Origin of the sequence: Pseudochelatococcus sp. G4_1912, assembly GCF_047501465.1 — a bacterium.
In the GTDB taxonomy this organism is placed as follows: domain Bacteria; phylum Pseudomonadota; class Alphaproteobacteria; order Rhizobiales; family Beijerinckiaceae; genus Pseudochelatococcus.
Map to the genome: position 1 here is coordinate 1,242,033 of NZ_JAZDRL010000002.1, position 20,460 is coordinate 1,262,492.

Annotated in this window: 11 protein-coding genes; 5 read left to right on the forward strand and 6 right to left on the reverse strand. The window is 51.8% G+C overall.

Annotated features, from left to right (window positions below; translation table 11 throughout):
• Window positions 1-15 precede the first annotated feature (15 nt).
• From VRZ32_RS12945 to gltX, 3 genes are all read right to left on the reverse strand, one after another.
• The gene (locus VRZ32_RS12945; protein ID WP_414526127.1) at window positions 16-933 is read right to left on the reverse strand and encodes an ABC transporter permease subunit; all 918 of its coding nucleotides are present in this window, start codon (window positions 931-933) and stop codon (window positions 16-18) included.
• Between the two features lie 520 nt (window positions 934-1,453).
• Entirely contained in the window at window positions 1,454-2,746 is a 1,293-nt protein-coding gene (gene gltA / locus VRZ32_RS12950; protein ID WP_414526128.1) for a citrate synthase, read from the reverse strand.
• Window positions 2,747-3,188: 442 nt separating this feature from the next.
• Window positions 3,189-4,616, reverse strand: a complete 1,428-nt coding sequence (gene gltX / locus VRZ32_RS12955) for a glutamate--tRNA ligase (RefSeq protein ID WP_414526129.1) — start codon at window positions 4,614-4,616, stop codon at window positions 3,189-3,191.
• 327 nt (window positions 4,617-4,943) lie between these two features.
• Between gltX and VRZ32_RS12960 the strand changes: the two genes are divergently transcribed.
• Window positions 4,944-7,124 carry a ComEC/Rec2 family competence protein gene (locus VRZ32_RS12960; protein ID WP_414526130.1) on the forward strand — a complete coding sequence of 727 codons (2,181 nt, stop codon included), beginning with the start codon at window positions 4,944-4,946 and terminating at the stop codon, window positions 7,122-7,124.
• Here the strand turns inward: VRZ32_RS12960 and lexA are convergent.
• Together lexA and parE are read right to left on the reverse strand one after the other, a co-directional pair.
• A complete protein-coding gene (gene lexA / locus VRZ32_RS12965; RefSeq protein ID WP_414526131.1) occupies window positions 7,118-7,858 on the reverse strand; it encodes a transcriptional repressor LexA in 741 nt (246 codons plus the stop codon). The two genes, VRZ32_RS12960 and lexA, sit on opposite strands and share 7 nt — an antisense overlap.
• A gap of 293 nt (window positions 7,859-8,151) precedes the next feature.
• Window positions 8,152-10,320 (reverse strand): DNA topoisomerase IV subunit B, encoded by a 2,169-nt coding sequence (gene parE, locus VRZ32_RS12970; RefSeq protein ID WP_414526132.1) that lies wholly within the window; start codon window positions 10,318-10,320, stop codon window positions 8,152-8,154.
• Between the two features lie 511 nt (window positions 10,321-10,831).
• Between parE and VRZ32_RS12975 the strand changes: the two genes are divergently transcribed.
• Together VRZ32_RS12975 and VRZ32_RS12980 are read left to right on the forward strand one after the other, a co-directional pair.
• Window positions 10,832-11,692 (forward strand): rhomboid family intramembrane serine protease, encoded by an 861-nt coding sequence (locus VRZ32_RS12975; RefSeq protein ID WP_414526133.1) that lies wholly within the window; start codon window positions 10,832-10,834, stop codon window positions 11,690-11,692.
• A gap of 181 nt (window positions 11,693-11,873) precedes the next feature.
• Window positions 11,874-12,308, forward strand: a complete 435-nt coding sequence (locus VRZ32_RS12980; RefSeq protein WP_414526134.1) for a CBS domain-containing protein — start codon at window positions 11,874-11,876, stop codon at window positions 12,306-12,308.
• Window positions 12,309-12,323: 15 nt separating this feature from the next.
• On the opposite strand, the gene VRZ32_RS12985 is transcribed toward VRZ32_RS12980, so the two are convergent.
• Complete coding sequence (locus VRZ32_RS12985) at window positions 12,324-13,391, reverse strand: patatin-like phospholipase family protein (protein ID WP_414526135.1); 1,068 nt, start codon at window positions 13,389-13,391, stop codon at window positions 12,324-12,326.
• 623 nt (window positions 13,392-14,014) lie between these two features.
• Here VRZ32_RS12985 and VRZ32_RS12990 point away from each other — a divergent pair.
• Complete coding sequence (locus VRZ32_RS12990; RefSeq protein WP_414526136.1) at window positions 14,015-16,057, forward strand: autotransporter assembly complex protein TamA; 2,043 nt, start codon at window positions 14,015-14,017, stop codon at window positions 16,055-16,057.
• Window positions 16,054-20,397 carry a translocation/assembly module TamB domain-containing protein gene (locus VRZ32_RS12995; RefSeq protein WP_414526137.1) on the forward strand — a complete coding sequence of 1,448 codons (4,344 nt, stop codon included), beginning with the start codon at window positions 16,054-16,056 and terminating at the stop codon, window positions 20,395-20,397. Before VRZ32_RS12990 ends, VRZ32_RS12995 begins: the two co-directional genes overlap by 4 nt.
• Window positions 20,398-20,460: the final 63 nt, after the last annotated feature.

The following is a 20,460-nucleotide window of genomic DNA, read 5'->3' on the forward strand; positions in this document are numbered from 1 at the left end:
TAAGTATCCCTGTCCTTAAACCTTCTCGACTTCAGGCCTACCGAGTATTCCCGATGGCATGAAAATCAGCACGATGGCAAGGATCGAAAACGCCGCAACATCCTTGTATTCGATGGAAAAATACGCTGACCAAAATGTCTCAACAAGACCGATGATCAAGCCGCCCAGCACAGCTCCCGGCAGCGAGCCAATGCCGCCAAGTACCGCCGCCGTAAATGCCTTGACACCAGGAACGAAGCCATCCGAAAATCCGACTACGCCGTAGTAAAGGAAGTACATGGTACCCGCCACCGCAGCCAGCGCAGCACCAAGTACGAAGGTCAGCGAAATTGTACGGTCCACATCTATACCGAGAAGGGCTGCCATCTTTCGATCCTGTTCACATGCCCTTTGTGCGCGCCCCAACGAGGTTTTACGCACGACATACCAGAATCCGGACAGCAACACTGTGGTGACAGCCATGATGATGATCTGTTTATAGGAAAGAGTAACAGCATAACCATTACGCTCAAACAGTACAAACACATCAGTGATGATTGGTGGAAGGGCTTTATTACGTGCGCCCTGTGACACCTGAACGAAATTTGACAGAAAAATCGACACACCAATAGCTGAAATCATTGGCGCTAAACGGAATGAACCGCGCAAGGGTCGGTAAGCCAAGCGTTCAAGTGTCCATCCCCACAATGCCGTCATCAACATGGCAAGGACCAGAACAAGAAGGAGCGCTAGCGCAACGGAGCCAATACCAAGCCAGGTGGTCAATAGCAGGAAGAAAATTAGCGCGATAAATGCTGACACCATGAACACATCGCCATGCGCGAAGTTCACCATGCCGATAATGCCGAAAACCATGGTGTAACCAATGGCTATCAGCCCATAAATCGAACCGAGAGTCAGCCCATTGATGAGCTGCTGCACGAAAACTTCCATCGACGAAGTGCCCCCTGGATTATATGGAGATTGCCTGAGCCATCGTTACCCGTTTTCTGCTCGTACGGTTGCAGACAATTTATCTGCGAGTTTTAGCAAAACACCCTTTGTATTGCTTAGCCATGGATCAAAAAGCCGTGCCTAGACATTTATTCTTGCATTTGAATGACATGCACAAACGGACATCTTACTTTTAGGCGCATTGAGAAGGAAACATCGCTTTTGCTATTCTCGGATTCGCTCATTTCATTTTCATTTATCCTATGCATATAGCAGTCGAAATTTGCATGATTGTCCAGCCCCATTGCATGCCTTGACGCTTAATTTCCAGCGTTGAATGGCTAAATAGGAGAGCAATTGACTAAAAAACAGCTGCAGATCTTTCATTTACGACCATTGCTGTTCAAACATTTTCAATTTTACTCATGAAAAGACCGCCAATATCCCGATGAATATGGCGGTCTATCAATGAGTTATAGAAACACGCGATATATCAAAATCGTGCTTTCTATGATATTTTTTATGAGCGCTGGCCCAGCGGTACGTAGTCACGCTTAGGAGCGCCGGTATACAGCTGGCGTGGACGGCCAATTTTCTGGGATGGATCCTCAACCATTTCTTTCCACTGCGCGATCCAGCCAACCGTACGCGCCAGCGCGAATAGAACGGTGAACATCGTTGTGGGGAAGCCCAGGGCCTTCAGTGTGATACCTGAGTAGAAATCGATGTTAGGATAAAGCTTCTTCTCGATAAAATACTCGTCGCTGAGTGCAATACGCTCAAGCTCAAGCGCCACATCAAGCAGCGGGTCATCCTTGATACCAAGCTCGCTTAGCACTTCATGCGTTGTCTTCTGCATGATCTTCGCGCGTGGATCATAATTCTTGTACACGCGGTGACCAAATCCCATCAGACGGAATGGATCGTCTTTATCCTTGGCCTTTGCGATAAAGTGTGGAATCCGATCAACCGTGCCGATTTCCTCCAGCATGCGTAGTGCCGCCTCATTCGCGCCGCCGTGAGCAGGCCCCCAAAGGCACGCAACGCCCGCAGCAATGCAAGCAAACGGATTTGCGCCAGACGAACCCGCCAGACGAACAGTCGATGTAGAAGCATTCTGCTCGTGATCAGCATGCAGAATAAAAATCCGATCAAGTGCACGGGCAAGCACGGGATTTGGCTTGTACTCCTCGCAGGGCACGGAAAATGCCATGTGAAGGAAGTTCGAGGTGTAATCAAGCTCGTTCTTTGGATACACAAATGGCTGGCCGATTGAGTATTTGAACGCCATTGCAGCCAACGTCGGAATCTTTGCGACCATCCGCATGGATGCAATCATGCGCTGCTGCGGATCAGAAATGTCAGTCGAGTCATGATAAAAGGCTGAAAGAGCACCGACAGAAGCAACCAGCACAGCCATAGGATGCGCATCCCGGCGGAACCCCTGGAAGAACCGGTTCATCTGCTCATGCACCATAGTATGATGCGTGATGCGGTAATCGAAATCCTGCTTCTGGGCTGCGGTTGGCAGATCCCCATAGAGCAACAGGTAACATGTCTCCAGGAAGTCGCCGTGTTCAGCTAGCTGCTCGATCGGATAACCACGATACAGCAACACACCTTCATCACCATCGATATAGGTAATCTGCGATTCACAGCTGGCCGTAGACGTAAAGCCAGGGTCGTAAGTAAATTTGCCGGTATTCTTATACAACGGTGCGATGTCGATGACGCTAGGGCCAATCGAGCCATCCTTAATCGGCAGTTCGACCGACTTGCCGTCGACCGTCAACGTGCTCGTCTTCGCGCTCATGGATGACTCCCTTTACTGAGTGAGCGATCTCGCGAAAACGCACGGTCGTGATTGAGACGGAGCATGCACAATCCGCAACAGTATGTGGCTTTCGATCCGATCTAGATATGTTGGTTGCTTGCCTAGCGCATTCATGGCGGTCGTTCAAGCATCTGCAATGCACAGAATGTTCGCTTGCGCACAAATACGCACGTCGTTTATAAGGCGAAAGAGCAACCATGGCAATAAATTAATAACTAAAAACAATAGGTTACAAAAATATAATTAAATTTTGAGTGTCTTTTATCAATCGATTAATGCGTTAATTTTTATCAGCAACAAAGCTTTTGCCAACATATTTACACCCCCGCAGAGCTTCTGCGAGGGCGCTTCATGCTTGGGTTACGCTGCTAATATCGATTTCAGCGACTTATCAAGAAGATTCAACAGGGCAGACTTAAATTTAAGCTGCAGCCAACCGATCTCGAATCCGCGCAATGCTTTCATCACGGCCAAGCACGTTCATGACATCAAACAGGCCGGGAGAAGTGGCACGACCTGTGAGTGCAGCGCGCAGAGGCTGGGCAACTTGGCCAAGCTTTACACCTGCTTCTAACGCAGCCTCGCGTACTACAGCCTCCGTTGCTTCCGGCGTCCACTCGGACAATGCAGAAAGTTTATCAGCCACGGCGATCAAGCGCTCTTGCCCTCCGTTGCCAAGCAAGGAAAGCGCTTTCTCATCAAGCGCCAATGGGCGAGATGCGAAAATAAAGTATGCACTTTCAATGAGTTCAATAAGTGTCTTTGCACGTTCCTTGAGGCCCGGCATTGCAGCAAGAAATTGGGCGCGTGTATTTTCATCAAGGGTTGCGGGCAACCCACGAGCAGGTCCTATCTCAGGCAAAATGCGTTCGACGGCTGCCACAAGATCGGCATCAGCGGCAGCGCGCATATAGTGGCCGTTAAGGTTCTCTAGCTTAGCCAAGTCGAATCGTGCAGGAGAGCGACCAATCGTTTCCAGGCTAAACGCAGCAATCATTTCTTCTGTGGAGAAGATTTCCTGATCACCATGGCTCCACCCAAGTCGAACCAGATAGTTGCGCAGAGCTTCAGGCAAATAGCCCATGGCACGATAGGCATCGGCCCCTAAAGCGCCATGTCGCTTCGACAGTTTTGCGCCGTCAGGCCCATGGATTAGAGGAATATGCGCCATTGTAGGCACATTCCACCCGAGCGCTTCATATATATGTTTTTGCCGTGCGGCATTGGTGAGATGGTCATCACCGCGAATGATATGAGTTACGCCCATATCGTGGTCATCTACAACAACCGCGAGCATATAGGTTGGGGTACCGTCAGAGCGTAACAGCACGAGATCGTCGAGGTTTTCGTTCTGCCATGCAACGCGGCCCTGCACTTCATCCTCAATGACGGTTTCACCGGTTTGAGGTGCTTTCAAACGGACAACAGGGCGAACATCTTTGGGGGCCTCGGCCGGATCCCGATCACGCCAGCGCCCGTCATAACGCATGGGCCGACCTTCAGCACGGGCTTGTTCGCGCATGGTTTCGAGCTCTTGCTGCGAAGCGTAGCAATAATAAGCACGGCCACTCGCGAGTAACATTGCAGCTACTTCCTGGTGACGCTCCACACGTGAAAACTGGAATACAGCCTCACCATCCCAATCGAGACCTAACCAGCGCAGGCCATCAAAAATTGCTTCAACGGCGGCCTCAGTTGAACGTTCGCGATCGGTATCCTCGATGCGCAAAAGCATCTTGCCATTATGGTGCTTGGCATAAAGCCAGTTGAAGAGCGCAGTGCGTGCGCCTCCGATGTGCAAATAGCCGGTAGGGGAAGGCGCAAAACGCGTTACGACAGGTGCAGTCATTGCAGCGGATAATCCGAAAACGTTGAGACCAAGGGTGACAAACCATGCCAGTTGCGTCAGTTATGACAGACAATTATGTCAAAACATCCTTGGCGCAAGCATGCGGAATGGCAATAATGGGCGGTGTAGCACGACTTTACGCCGTCGGGTAGAGAGTGAAGCAAGAGATTGCACGGCGAGGGGTGTGGGCAATCGATGATTGGGGCGCGACGGTGGGGCATGACATGGTTAGTTCGTCCATTTGGCTGGGCAAGAATTAGATATGTCGATTTTCATGATTTTTGGTCTCACTGGTATATGCTTATATCACGCTGGTTTCATATCGAGATGGAACGTCGGCGTTTATTTTTATGGCTACCGGTTGCTTATGGTCTGGGCGTAGCTTTTTATTTTTCAGCTGATCGGGAACCATCAATATGGGCCGCCCCTATTGCTGCCATAGCTATGATTTCAATGGCTGTGGCCTTGCGCAACCATTGGCGATACCAGCTTTTCACTTTGTTTATCGGAATGGTGTTTCTAGGTTTTTTCGTGGCTTCATTCCGTACAGAGATGGTGAGGGAACCTGTTCTCGATCATACTATGATTGTGCCGCTACAGGGCTTCGTGCGCTCTGTTGATGAGCGTCTGCAAGGCCCCAGGGCAGTAATTGATGTCATCAAAATGGGTGATTTGCAGCCAGATAAACAGCCTGCCCATGTGCGTGTGAGCTTCCGCAGAGGGAGTGAAGTTGTCCCTGGAACCATAATTTCTACGGTTGCGCGCATGGTCCCGCCGCCAGAACCTGCACGACCTGGTGGGTATGATTTTGCACGTGATGCATTTTTTAATGGTATTGGCGCTGTGGGCTCGGTCAATGGCAAGGTGGAGCTTGCTGCGGATAATCCATATACAGCCAATTACGGTTCGCGACTCATTGCCTGGATTGATTTCCATCGGAATGCGCTTACGCGCCGGATTTTGCAAAGTGCTGGTGGACCAGAAATGCCAGCAACATCAGGTGGGGATCGGCGCAAGGCTATTGCACAGGTGCGAGCGCAGGAAGCCGCTTTCGTAGCTGCCCTTGTGACCGGAAAACGCGGTATGCTTTCGGATGAAACCAATGAGGCGCTGCGAGCAGCGGGCATTTATCATGTGGTTTCTATCGGCGGCTTTCATATGACCCTGGTTGCGGGAACGATTTTCTTTCTAACCCGTGCGCTTCTCGCGCTCGTGCCAGGCTTGGCATTGCTCTATCCCATTCGAAAAATGGCAGCAGTGACAGGTATCATTGGAGCAAGTCTTTATTGCATTTTCTCGGGAGCAGGGATCGATACGCAACGCGCGCTCTTCGTGACTATAATTGTCATGGGCGCGATTCTCGTAGATCGGCCAGCGCTCTCTATGCGCAACCTTGCGCTTTCCGCGCTAGTCTGTCTGACTTTTCAGCCGGAAACCTTGCTTGGGCCAAGCTTCCAGATGTCCTTTGCGGGTGTTGCGGCGCTCATTGCCTTATTTGAACGCTGGGAAAACAATGACTCAGTTGGCGCTATAATGCCTTTACGTGAAGGCGGTAAACTGAATTTGTCTCTCGATGGGTATCCGGGAAGTAAGCTTTATCGGATGATTTTGGCCAGCCTGGCTACAACAATAGTTGCTATGCTCGCGACTGGCCCCTTTAGCACTTATCACTTCCAGACGCTGAACCCATGGGGGTTAGTGGGGAATGCATTTGGTCTGCCATTGGTTGAGCTTTTGGTGATGCCGCTGTCATTCGCCGCTGTTTTGCTTCATCCATTAGGGCTGGATGGTCCGTTTTGGTATCTTGCCGGTCTTGCTTCTGTTCCTGTCCTGGAAGGATCCAGGATCGTCGCAAACTTTGAGGGCTCAAGCGTCGTGGTGCCTGCATTTGGCGCAGGTGTGCTGGCACTTATGGTTCTTGCCCTGTTATGGGGATGTTTGTGGTCAACGCCTTTGCGGTGGCTGGCCGTTTTGCCTGCTGGATTGGGGATAGCGCTCGCTGCAGCACCAGACCGTCCCGACATTCGCATTGATCGCGAGGGGCGGGGAGCAGCTGTGCGTGCGGTAAACGGACGTTTTGTTATTCTGGGCAGACCATCAGGGTTCGTTGTAGAGCAATGGCTACGTGCGGATGGAGATGCCCGACGTGTTAAAGACCCCAGCCTCAAAGAAAATGTTGCATGTGATAAGCTTGGCTGTGTCACAACATTGCACGATGGGCGCAGTATTGCTTTTGCTCTCGATCAACGGGCTGCGGAAGAAGATTGTAAACGCGCCACCATTTTCATAACCCGCTGGCGGACGCCAAAGAACTGTGCCGCAAAGTATATTATTGATCGGAATGATCTTGAGCGATACGGCTCAATCGCTGGTACTTTTAAGGGAGACTCCTTGTTTCTCAAAGGCTTGCGCGATATTAATGTTATCGCGCAAGCCTTTAATAAGAATGATCAAAGCAGCTTTGCTGAAGAGATCGGCAGGCCTTGGAGACGTAACAGCAGTCAGTAGCGGCGCACCAGGCTGATAAGCTTGCCCTGAATGCGCACCCGATCCGGCCCCAGCACACGCGTTTCATAGGCAGGATTAGCTGCTTCTAGAGCAATGGAAGAGCCCCGCTTGCGCAAACGTTTTAACGTGGCTTCTTCATCATCAATAAGTGCGACAATAATATCGCCTGTATCAGCATTATCCTGCTTGCGAAGAATAACCGTATCGCCATCTAGAATACCAGCGTCGATCATGGAATCGCCACGGACCTCAAGTGCAAAATGCTCCCCAGTCGTTAGCAACTCGGGTGGAATGCTAAGAGAATGGCTATTGCTCTGGATAGCGCTGATCGGCGTACCTGCTGAAATTCGTCCCATAACAGGTACCAGAATACCATTCGCATCAGATCCGCTGCTATCACCGCTATAACGCTCGGCTTGTTGCCAATCCACGTTGCCGCGCGTACTGATTGGTGGGCGGCCAAGGCCTCCCTCCACAATACTGGGGCTGAAGCGGGTGCGTTGTGCTGGTACAGTGGGCACCTCAGGCATGCGAATAACTTCAATTGCACGCGCTCTATTAGGCAAACGGCGGATAAAACCGCGTTCTTCCAATGCAATTATCAGGCGGTGAATGCCCGATTTTGAGCGTAGATCGAGTGCATCTTTCATCTCATCGAACGAAGGTGGAACCCCAGATTCCCGCATGCGTTCATGAATAAATCGAAGCAGATCGTGTTGCTTACGCGTCAACATGGTCTACATGTCCTTCCAGGGTCTTTGTCGAGTGAATTTCACATAATTGAATTTTCGAAACGAAGCACGAACACCATATAAGTTCTTTATGTGTTCCGCAAGCGTATCTTCAACAAAGACCCCTAAAAATTCACTTTTTGATAACTTTATTCACTGGTAATGATAAGGAGTGTATAATTCAGGGGATACTATAGCTTTGCGCTTTCGCGAAATCTGTATCACCCTGCATTATCAGTAATATTTCCCTATTTGATGCTCGCGCATACTAACGAGAGGCGGTGGCTGCTTACTATTTATATATCCAGGTCAGACGCAAAGGCAGCGTGTTCTTGAATAAATGAGAAACGGGCCTCTGGCTTATTACCCATTAATCGTTCAACAGCATCGCTTGTTTCGGGCCGCATGTCATCATTGACCACAACGCGCAAGAGCATCCGCTTGCGTGGGTCCATGGTAGTTTCCTTCAATTGTGCCGGCATCATCTCACCGAGACCTTTGAAGCGACCAATCTCTGCTTTCTTTCCCTTGAAGACGGTCTTCATCAGTTCTTGCCGATGCGCATCATCGCGCGCATAGACAGTTTTTCCGCCATGGCTAAGGCGGTATAGCGGGGGCACAGCCAGATAAAGGTGCTTTTCATCGATCAAACGTGGTGTCTGGCGCCAGAAGAACGTGATCAGGAGCGATGCGATATGTGCACCATCGACGTCAGCATCGGTCATGATGATGACCTTATCATAACGTAGATCCGCGCTTTTATAATTTGCGCCTGTGCCACAACCCAAAGCCAGCATCAGATCAGAGATTTGCTGATTTTGGGCTAGTTTATCGCGTCCGGCTGAGGCCACGTTGAGAATTTTTCCGCGCAAAGGCAGGATGGCTTGCGAGGCGCGATCGCGTGCCTGTTTGGCTGATCCACCTGCCGAATCTCCCTCAACAAGAAAAAGCTCAGAACCTGCTGCGCCTGCTTTGGTGCAATCTGCAAGTTTGCCTGGCAGGCGCAAGCGTCGGGTTGCCGTCTTGCGTGCAACTTCCTTCTCCGCCCTTCGACGAAGACGCTCTTCAGCACGCTCTACTGTCCAATCAAGTAGTCGCGATGCTTGCTGCGGAGAGGCCGCGAGCCAGTGATCAAAAGCATCGCGAACGGCGCTTTCAACAATCCGCGCAGCTTCTGTGGTCGCCAGACGATCTTTGGTTTGTCCCTGGAACTCTGGCTCGCGGATAAATACCGACAGCATAGCCGCACATGACACCATAATGTCATCCGCCGTGAGCTGTGCTGCACGCTTGCTCTGGTTCACGCGCTCAGCATGATCGCGCAGTCCACGCAATAAAGCTGTACGCAGGCCTTGTTCATGCGTGCCACCTTCAGGAGTTGGGATTGTGTTACAATAAGACGCTACATGACCATCTTCTTGCACATACCAGGCAATGGCCCACTCTAGTGATCCATGCCCACCTGACTTGGTGCCGTTCGTCGATTTATCAATACGCCCTGAAAAGACGGTATCAACAACCAGTTCGCGTCCCTCAATTTCCTGCGTCAGATAATCCTTCAAGCCACCAGGAAAACGGAATGTAGCTTCAGTGGGCACTTTACTTGCGGCAGTCAACAGTTCTGGCGCACAACGCCAGCGGATTTCGATGCCACCGAACAAAAACGCTTTGGAGCGCGCCATGCGGAAAAGACGACCGGGATCAAATCGTGCATCAACGCCAAAAATCTGAGCATCAGGTTTGAAGCGTACCTTTGTGCCTCGCCGGTTCTGGATGCGTCCTAGCGTTTCAAGTGGTCCTAATGGCAGGCCACGGGAAAACACCTGGCGATATAGAATCTGTCCGCGGGCAACCTCAACTTCCAGCCTTTCAGACAGTGCATTTACCACCGAAACGCCGACGCCATGCAAGCCGCCCGAAGTCTCATATACCTTGGAGTCGAATTTACCGCCCGCATGAAGCGTCGTTAGAATAACTTCAAGCGCTGATTTATCGGGAAACTTGGGATGAGGATCAATCGGAATACCGCGGCCGTTATCAGTCACGCTCAAGAAACCATCCGCCTCAAGCTCGACCTCGATAAAGCCGGCATGACCTGCGACAGCTTCATCCATGGCATTGTCGATGACTTCGGCGAAAAGATGATGCAAGGCCTTTTCATCCGTGCCGCCAATATACATGCCCGGACGGCGCCGCACCGGCTCAAGCCCCTCCAACACCTCGATAGAGGACGCGTCATAAGCGACTTCACCAGTTGCGGGAGAAGCGCTAGACAACGGTGTGCTCGCGCGTGAGGGACGCGTTGTTTCTGCCTTAGAGGGCGCGCTTTTCCTGATGAGTGGCGCTGGAGCGCCTGCTCTGTCATCGCCATCATCAGAGGAGCTGTCTGCAATGCTTGCGGGAATGCTCACAGCTGTGCCTGCGCTGTCTACGGCCGAGCCGAAAAGATCGCTGTCATCTATCATCGTGCTCGCCCAATTTCATCACAATCAACGTCATGCCCATTCATATGCTCAAAGATCAGACGCTGCTATTTGCACCATAGAGGCGCTCTTGTCGATAAGCGCCAACACAAGGTTCGCAAGTTCTGCGTGTTCCGTATGAAAGGATACGCAAAGCTCTCTAACCAACCGTTTCGGCATCCATGAACAATAGCTGCTCACCTACCTTCGAAAAATGCCTCGGTGAATCACCTCAAATACACCGTGAACGGATAGGAAACATGCAGTTGTGAGCGCATATGTCAAGATGAAGATGAATTTTGACGGCATTTGCTTTGCCGCAACATGTTTTTGGGTATGCGCAGATATGGTTGCTGTGAGTGTATTTACAATCACTTCGGCACCTCTCTTTGGTGCGATGGTGGTTATGTGATAGCAGTGAATGCTGAATGTTGTGTGTCGTTCACCGGCCTTAATCTGCGCCTTATCGCGGGTTTCAGCTTTGCGCGACTAATATGCTGGAGTGCAGGTGCCTGTGTCTGACCATCCCCCATGCGATCCGCGCTATAAAGGTGTCGAATCATCGCACACACATAATCCTTCACCTCATGGTTATCCATTGCCGCATAAAGAACCGCCCATTAACGCACCTGTAGTGATCGTTGCGATTATTCTCATACTTGCTGTAGTGCATGGAATACGGGCTTTCTTGCCTTTCAGTGATGATCTTGATCTTCTGCTTAAGCTTGCATTCATACCCGCGCGGCTCACCGTCTTCATTGACCCGGCTAAGGCACCGGCAATTTTTGAGGCAGCTTTCGTTGTTGGTGGTGAGCATTTGGCGCTTGCGCGCTTCGTTCTGGCAGAAAGAAGCCCCCCATGGGGAGTGCTGACCTATGCTTTCCTGCATGGCTCATGGATGCACCTTGTATTTAACTCCCTATGGCTATTGGCTTTCGGCGCACCTGTTGCACGACGGTTTGGGGCGTGGCGGTTTCTGGCGCTCTTTTTGATTTGCAGTGTCGCTGGTGCGCTATTCTTTTGGATAATGCGCCCGGTTGATGTTGTGCCAATGGTGGGGGCATCTGGCGCTATATCGGGTGTTATGGCAGCAGCCATACGCTTCATCTTTTCCGAAAACGGGCCGGGGGTTTTTGGTCGGGAAAAAGAGAGAGGTCTCTATTCACCCGCACGCCCCCTTATTGAGGTGATCGCGAACAAACAGGCTTTAGGCTTTATCATCGCCTGGTTCGCCATTAATCTGATAACAGGATTTGCCTCGGGCGTTATTGGTATGGAAGGCACCATTGCATGGGAAGCCCATATAGGCGGCTTTTTGGCGGGGCTTATTCTGTTTGTACCACTCGACCCCGTGCCACGCTCTCATAAAGGGTAAGCACGTATCTAGCTTGCCATATGTGAAAGTAGGAGGCACACTCCCTTATGAAAGGCCCGCAGATAAGATGAGGCCATGAAGTTGCGTGACTCTATATGCACGCCAGGGGTCGAGACTGCGACTAATTTGATCAGTGTGATCCATAAGCAGATGACCCATCAACACCTAAGGGGAGGTCATTATGGTTACGGTTGCTTCTATTCTTGCCATCAAGGGGAATGCGGTTTTAACAATTGCTCCGCATCGTACAATGCGCGAAGCCGTTGAAATGCTGGCTGAGCGTGGCGTGGGCGCGCTTGTTGTTACCGGCGTTGATGGGGCGGTGCTGGGCATTTTGTCAGAGCGCGATGCAGTGCGGGTATTGGCCAGTGAGGGTGCGCGAATGCTCGATAGTACAGTTGCACGTATCATGACATCCCGGGTTAAAACCTGTACGCCTTTTGATACGGCTGATGATGTTATGGAAATGATGACAGCAGGTCGTTTTCGCCATGTGCCGGTTATGGAAGGGGGAAAGCTCTCTGGAATCGTCTCGATAGGGGATGTTGTAAAACATCGCTTGGCAGCATTTGAGAGCGAGCATCAGGCTATGCGTGAGTATATCGCGACAGCGTGATGAGCACTCGGCACGTCACCCAGCTTGATGAGTGCTATTCAGTTGGTTTTGAAAATACTCGATCAGGTCCGGGAGGGCACGTTCTGCCGCTTTTTCACCTAAATCAATGATTTCGCCAGCGCGATCGAAATCAAAGAGACCAATGCGTGCAAGACGGGGGGAAACTGTAATATCAGGAGGATCGCCCGCCAAACGTGAGCGCGCGATTCTATCTTGCGTTATATTGAAGGCATCCATCAACACAGTAGCAAGGCCAGGGCCGCGTGCCTGCTGCTTGCCGCGAGCTGAAGGAGCGCCACTCTGGAATGGGGCGAAAAAACGACGACGCATTTTTTCCGAAGGATGGTTTACATGCGTGATGGTATCTTCGCCCTCGTCCGGATCTATCGAGGGGGCAATGGTTGTACGGGCGCGTGGATCGCCATTCAGATTGACCGCCACGACGGTTTCCGCCCCTAATACCCGTGCAGTTGTTACCGGGATCGGATTCACAAGCGCGCCATCCATCAGCCAACGGCCACGCACACGCACTGCATCGAATACACCAGGCAGTGCATAAGAGGCGCGCAGTGCTTCTATTAACGGACCGCGTGTCAGCCAAATTTCGTGGCCAGAACCAAGCTCTGTAGCCACAGCTGCAAAGCGGATAGGTAGTTCTTCGATTTTCAACATGCCCAAATGTTTTTCCAGCAATTTCTGGAGGCGATCACCTCCAAGAAGGCCGGAGCCATTCAGATGGAAATCCATCAAACTTACAATACGCCGCTTCGTGAGTGAGCGGGCAAACTCTTCCAGCTCTTCAAGCTTTCCGGCCGCATAACATCCACCAACAACGGCACCAATGGAGGTGCCCCCGATTACGGTGGGTCGCAGGCCCTCACGCAATAAGAGCTTTAAAACACCGATATGAGCCCAACCACGCGCAGCACCTCCACCGAGTGCCAGGCCAAATCGTGGTACTTCCGTGAATTTTGCGGCAGATCCACCGGAAGCAGAGTGATCAATGGCGATACGCGTGTCCACAACATTGGCGGGTATCTCGTTGACGGCCTCCTGAGATTTGTCAGACTGAGGCTTTGCCATGTTGGCGCTTCCCCCGAAACGAAAGAAATCTCCCAACATGTTAGTTTACTCCACAACAATACCGATGATCTCTAGAATCGGTTCATATTCACGCCATATCGATAACGATTTTTCGTTATGCATATATGTATAAAAGTCCATTACCTTTAATTTTTCGAAAATCAGTGTTTTCGTTTTCCCCTGACTTAATAATCCTCTTATCCTGAAGCATCAAATCTGATGGTCATGCTTTTAGCCTAAGATTCAATGCCTGCTGGTGCATCCTTGCCGATCGGTCCATAAATTTGCAAGCATTGAGACTATTATGCCGCCGTTACGCTTGTGTGAAACTGCTTATAACAGCGAACTTAATCAACATACCGCCTTGTATGTTAACCAATAGCCAAAGGTCATTTGATAAAGATGAGGTGTTATTGGCACCTCAAGGATAAATGAGCCGAGGTGCCATCTGCAAGAAAGTGAGGGTATTTTCTTGGGCAAGGTGGTTTCTGCCACGCCAGAAAATGCTACTAAGACAGGTATGCATAAGAGGCTCTGACTGCGTGATTGAAAAACAACCCTTGCTGCAAGCCGATTTAATCCGTGAGGCCGTTGTTCATCATGCGGTCAAGCGAAGGCCGACTATGAGTCATACACGCGCCTTCAGGGTCTGGCTATTGGCTGGCGTTGCGTTAAATATCCTTGTTTCCGTTGTTATCCTGGGAGCGGGACAGGCCGATGCGCAGATTCTGTCATCCGAGAATGAAGATGTGCAGCAGACAGGGCAATCTCGCCGGTCATTCTTCGGGCGTCTCTATGATCGCCTGATTGGGCGCGAACCTGAGTCCGAAGAGGCTGATCTCATTCCGGTGCCTGATGGGGTGGCTTATAATGTTACCTTTGTTATTCCAGACGATAGTCCAGCCGAAAAGCTTGAAGAAGTTTCAGATCTGGCTCGCCTCAAGAAGCAGTTGCCATCTGGTGCAATGGGTTTAATCGCGCGGGCGAACGCTGATAAGGGCCGTCTGATTTCAGCGCTTGAAGCTTTAGGGTTCTATAATGGAGCCATAGATATAACGATTGCTGGCATAGCCCTCGACAATCCTGCGGTGGCATCTCGCATTGAATCTGCGCGTCGTTCCGGGCCTGTGCCGGTAAAGGTTACAGTTATCCCCGGCGAACAATATGTCTTTGGCAAGTTCGCGCTTATAAATGCTGTGACACGCCAACCGTTGCCATCTCCGGATTGGAGTAAGCTTGGCGTCAAGGCTGGAGATCCGGCTTTAAGCGCTTCTGTACTCAGCGCTGAATCGGCGCTTGTTGGTTTTTTCCGCCAGCAGGGTTATGCCAAGGCACGTGTGCCGGGCCGTCAGGCTACGGTCGATCATTCACGTCATGTTATGGATGTCGTATTCCAGGTTGACGTGGGACCTCTCACAAAATTTGGGCCGGTAACAGTTTCGGGCACAGATAGGCTGGATCCGGATTTCATTACGGCGAGAGTGCCCTTCAAGGAAGGTGAGATATTTTCGCCAGAAGCTGTTGCCCGGCTGCGGCGGGAGCTGAGTAACTATGATGTATTCGATTCTGTACGCATCATTGAGGCAGACCACCTGACAGCCAACGACGAGTTACCAATTGAGGTGCGTGTTGGTGAGCGTCTGCCACGTTTTGTAGGCTTTGGCGCGAAATATTCGACGACTGAAGGCCCTGCTGCCAATGTCTACTGGGGACATCGCAATCTATTCGGTGGCGCTGAGCGATTGCGGCTTGAAGCGCAGGTATCGGGTGCAAATGTCGATACCATTAATGGTCGAACGCGTGCCCGGATCATGGATAAGCTGGGCTATCGCATAGGTGCCAGCTTTCTTAAACCCGGTATCTTTACCGTCAAGGACGATCTCGTTGTTGAGGCTGCCGGCCTGAAAGAAATTACTAAAACCTATACGCGACAGGGTTTTATTGGCTCTCTCGGCATCAAGCGCACATTCTCTGATGAGTTGACGGGGCAGATTGGCATTGATGTTGAGCGCGCCAAATACACTGCTCCTACCAATATGTACTATGACCATAGCGGCTGGTACACGCTGGTGGGCGTGCCAGTGCAGATGAGCTATGATAATACCGGCGATAAACTTAATCCAACCAAGGGCATAAAGCTTTCGGGTAAAGTAACACCTTATCCGTCGTTTCTTGGCTCGACTGTCGATATGACCAAGCTCGACGCCACAGCTTCAGGTTACCTGCCTCTGGATGATGACGCACGCTATGTGCTCGCTGGACGTGTGCGTTTTGGCTCCATCGTTGGCCCTGCACTTGGCGATGTACCGCCACCGCATCGTTTCTTTGCTGGTGGTGGTGGCTCTGTGCGTGGTTATGATTATCAAAGCCTCGGCCCAACCAATGCAGCCGGTGTTGTGATTGGTGGACGTAGTTTGTTCGAAGGTTCTGCTGAAGTGCGGACGAAGATTACCGATACAATCGGTATTGTCGCTTTTGCAGACGCGGGTATGGCATTTAGGTCTTCCGCCCCCAGCTTTGATGAAACGTTGCGCTATTCAGCCGGCCTTGGCCTGCGCTACTACACAAGCATTGGTCCTATTCGCCTTGACGTCGCGCGCGGCCTCAATCGCGAACAGGGCGATCCACCTTACGGGCTTTACATCAGCTTGGGACAATCGTTTTGATCGCACGTGATGGATACAGGTCAGCAGGACGGCGCAAGCGCATGGGCGTTGGCGGGATGCTGTTGCGCGTGAGCGCAGGAATCGTGGTCGTTGTTGCCGGTGGCTTCGTCTTTCTTACCCGTACTGATACGGGGCGGGCATCTCTTGTCAGCATCATTGAGAACGTGGCAAGCAGTCCGGATCTCAAGCTCTCGATTGGCCGGTTAGAGGGCACGGTGCCCTTCGATATGACCATTCGCGATATGACGGTTGCGGATGCGAATGGCGTATGGCTCGATATTGATCGCGCACGGTTGGCATGGCGGCCGTTGTCTCTGCTTTCAGGCGTGCTTGATGTCACGCTGGTGGAGGCAGATCGTATTGGCGTTGCGCGTGCCCCGGTTTCTTCTGGGCCTGAGCAACCGGAAGCGCCTTCCACGGGTCTTCCTCAGTTGCCGTTTGGTATAACGCTCACTGAATTGAAAGTTGCTGAAATCGCGCTTGGCGAGGCACTGTTTGGGCAGGCAGCAAGCCTTGCCTTGAATGGGTCGGCACAACTTGTTGATTATCGACAGGGACTGAATGTTAACCTGGCAGCTAAGCGAATTGACGGTCAAGAGGGGCAGATTACCGGCCAGTTTGGCTATACCCCCGAAGGAGACGTGCTCACGCTTGATGTGCTGGCGCAAGAGCCCGCAGGCGGCATCGTTTCGCAAATTGCGGGCATTGCTGATCTTCCTCCGCTTTCTTTCTCCGCTAAGGGCGCGGGGCCACTTGATGACTGGCGGGGACAGCTCGTGCTCGATCTCGCCGGCAAGGCAGGCGCGCGTGGAGATATAACCGTTAAACGGGCTGATCTGGCGCGTGTTTTAACTGCTAATATTAATGCAGATGTTGCCGCATTAATGCCGGATACGATTGCGCCTCTTGTCAGTGGGCAGAGCGATATTGCGATCAAAGCGCATTTTAATGATGATGGCCGTATAGACGTGACGCAAGCGCAGCTTACATCTGCTGCCGCTCAGGTTGAGGCGCACGGACAGTTTGAGCCCAAGACAGAAGCCGTCTCCGCAACAGCACGTGTAAATGTGGGTGCGCCACAAGTATTTGCGAGCCTCTCGCCAACGCCGGTATCATGGTCATCTGCCAGCGTTGATCTCAACGTAGGCGGCACTCTCGCTGCTTTGGAGGTGACGGCAGAAGCGCTGGCAGCAGACCTTTCGGCAGAGGGATATCAAGCAAGCAATATTCGCGTTGCCATGCACGGCAAAGGTAATGGCCCGATAGCGGCTGAGGAGACGCGTTTTGATCTGACGCTGGATGGGAATGTTTCTGGACTTATTGCCCCTGATGCCAACCTTACCCAGGTTCTGGGTGGAGCAATTGCGCTGGATGCACGTGGCAGTGTTGATCGTTCGATGGTCGCTAGGATTGACGAAGCGCATGTCGCACTAAATCCTTTATCCATGCGCTTTTCTGGCTTGGTTGATCCGGACGAGGTGATAGGCAAGATTGCGCTGGAAAAGGCAGACCTTGCCGCGCTTCGTGCTTTTGTTGGTTCTGATCTTGCTGGTCAGGCGAAGCTTAATGCAGATGTCGATATTGCTTTCGATCTTTCACGTCTGGCTGCGACGCTTGATGGTGCCATTGATGGTTTGCGCACAGGAGTGGCGCAGGTCGATGGTTTAACGGGCGGAAAAATTACGTTAGCTGGCGGCGTGAACCGCGCTGAGGATGGCAGCTTTGGCTTCAAAGCATTCAAGCTTGATGGTGCCCATATCAACCTCACTGCCGATGGCTCAGCAACCCAGAAAGCTGCTGACATCAAGGCAAAATTGCAGTTACCCGATCTCAGCAAGATCGATGCGCAGCTGCAGGGGAAGGGCGATATCAATGTTGCGCTCACAGGCAGCCTTGAAAAACTTGCTGGTACAGCCATTCTTTCAGTTCCGCAAGCACGAGCTATGGGCCGTCCTGTTGAAGCGCTGAAGCTTAATGTTGATGCGCAGGATCTGTTGGGGGCAGCCAATGGCAAGTTGACGCTGAGTGGTGCAGTCGATGGCAAACCAGCGCATGGCTCGGGACAGTTCGCACGTGGCCTTGATGGTACATCCCGCATGGATAATCTGGATATTGCTTTAGGTTCAGTTGCGGTAAAGGGCGCGCTTGCGCTTGATGAAAAACAGCTTGCAACTGGAAAAATCAACATTGTCGCTGGCAATCTGGGCGATCTGGAACCTCTGTTGCTCACAAAGCTGACAGGACGCATCAACCTGCAAGCCGATTTATCGCAGGCGCAGGGCGGTCAGAATGCGCGGGTTGTTGGTAGCGTCGATCAGTTTTCAGGGTTTAATGCATCACTTCAAAGCGCACGTATTGATGCTTCCGGTACGGATCTCTTGCGCAAGCCTGTACTCAACGCACGCGTTGATATCGATAACGCAGTGGCCAGCGGTGTCTCCGTGACACGCGCAACGATTACTGCCAAGGGCACAGGATCGGCAAACGACATTGCTCTCAACGGTGTTGTGCAAGGATCAGACGTGACTGCCGCTGCAAGACTCGCCTTGGGAGATGCAACGAACATACTGGTCAACCAGGCGCGGGTTTCACGCGGAAATCAGCGCATTGAAATCCAGCCAAATGCACGCATTGACATAAATGGCGGAACTGTTCGCATTAGTGATCTGGAATTGCGTTCAGGCGCTGGGCGTTTTCGCGTTGCAGGTGAAGCCGGTGAGCGGCTGAATATCAATACCACTTTGCAGAATTTCCCACTTGCCGTTGCAGAACTGTTCGTCCCGGGGCTTGGCCTTGCGGGAACGGTTTCAGGCGATGCAACAATTACTGGTAATGCAGCTCGCCCAGATGGTCGTTATCAACTTAACGTTGCAGGCCTTACGTTGCCGGCAATTGCTGATGCGGGTTTGCGTCCATTTGCCATTGCTGCCACAGGTGCGTTGGGGCAGGGGCGTGTCACCACAGATACAACAGTGCGCGGACAGAATAATCTTGCGCTTCGTATTCAGGGGTCAGCCCCTCTTGGGGATGGCGCTCTCGATTTAGCGGTTACAGGGCCGATTGATCTTGGCATTGCTAACGTTGCGTTATCAGCCAGCGGCCAAACCTTAACCGGCACTGCCAATGTCGATTTACGTTTACACGGCACAACAGCCACGCCTGCGATTGGCGGCTCGGTGCGTGTCTCTAATGGACGCTTCCAGGATCCAATTGAAGGGCTGTTCTTTGACAACATTCAAGCGATCATTACCGGCAATGAACGTGAACTGACCATCACCAGTCTTTCAGCGCGCACACGTAACGGCGGTATGGTGACAGGAGCAGGGCGTGTTGCTGTTGATCCAGCTGCAGGTTTCCCGGGTAACATCACCATTCAGGCCCAGAGGGCACAGCTTGTATCGAGCGAGATGGTGAATATGGTCTCGAACCTCGATCTCGCCATTACAGGCCCGCTGGCGCAAGCGCCTAACCTGTCTGGAACGATCAATGTCGAGAACTTGCAGATCACGATTCCCAATCGGTTCCCGCTTTCCCTAACGCCAATTGAGGTACAGCACATTCATCCGCCACCACGGGTTCTTGCGCGTATCAATCAGGAGATGGAACAGGCAGCGCAAGCTGAAGCAGCCAAGCCTTTTGTTATGGCGCTTGATCTCACCATTTCTTCGCCTACCAGAGTTTTTGTACGTGGTCAGGGTATCAATGCGGAGCTGGGCGGTACGCTCAAGGTGCGCGGTAATAGCAACGATCCCATTGTTGACGGCGGTTTCCAGATGCGGCGCGGCACGCTCTCCATCGTTGGTCGCACATTGACGTTCTCACGCGGGGAGGTCTCATTTGATGGTGGCAGCCTCGACCCCACTCTGGACTTTCTGGCTGAAGCACCCGCAAGTGACGTTACGGCACAAGTGGGCGTGACAGGATATGCATCCAATCCGAAGATCAGCATTTCCTCACGGCCCGAACTTCCGCAGGATGAGGTCTTTGCAAGACTGCTGTTCGGACGAGCTGTAACGAATCTCTCAACTTCACAGACTATTCGTCTGGCGCAGGCAATCGCTCAGCTTACGGGCGTTGGCGGTGGTGATGCGCTGGGAAATCTGGGGCGTTCGTTGGGCCTCGATTCCGTAGATGTTGGTGCAGATGATGCAGGCAATGTCGATGTTGGCTTCGGTAAGCGACTTAACGACAATATCTATCTTGGTGTGAAACAGGGAACGACCTCATCTTCCAGTCGTGTGACAGTTGATGTGGATCTTACCGATCACATCAAGCTTCAAGGAGAAGCAGGCGCAGATGGATCAAGCGCAGTTGGTATCGGTATGGAGTGGGATTACTAGCTCCATATAACATGCCGCCGTTGCAGCCACCGCATATCATCTTCAACGTGAATGAGTTACAAC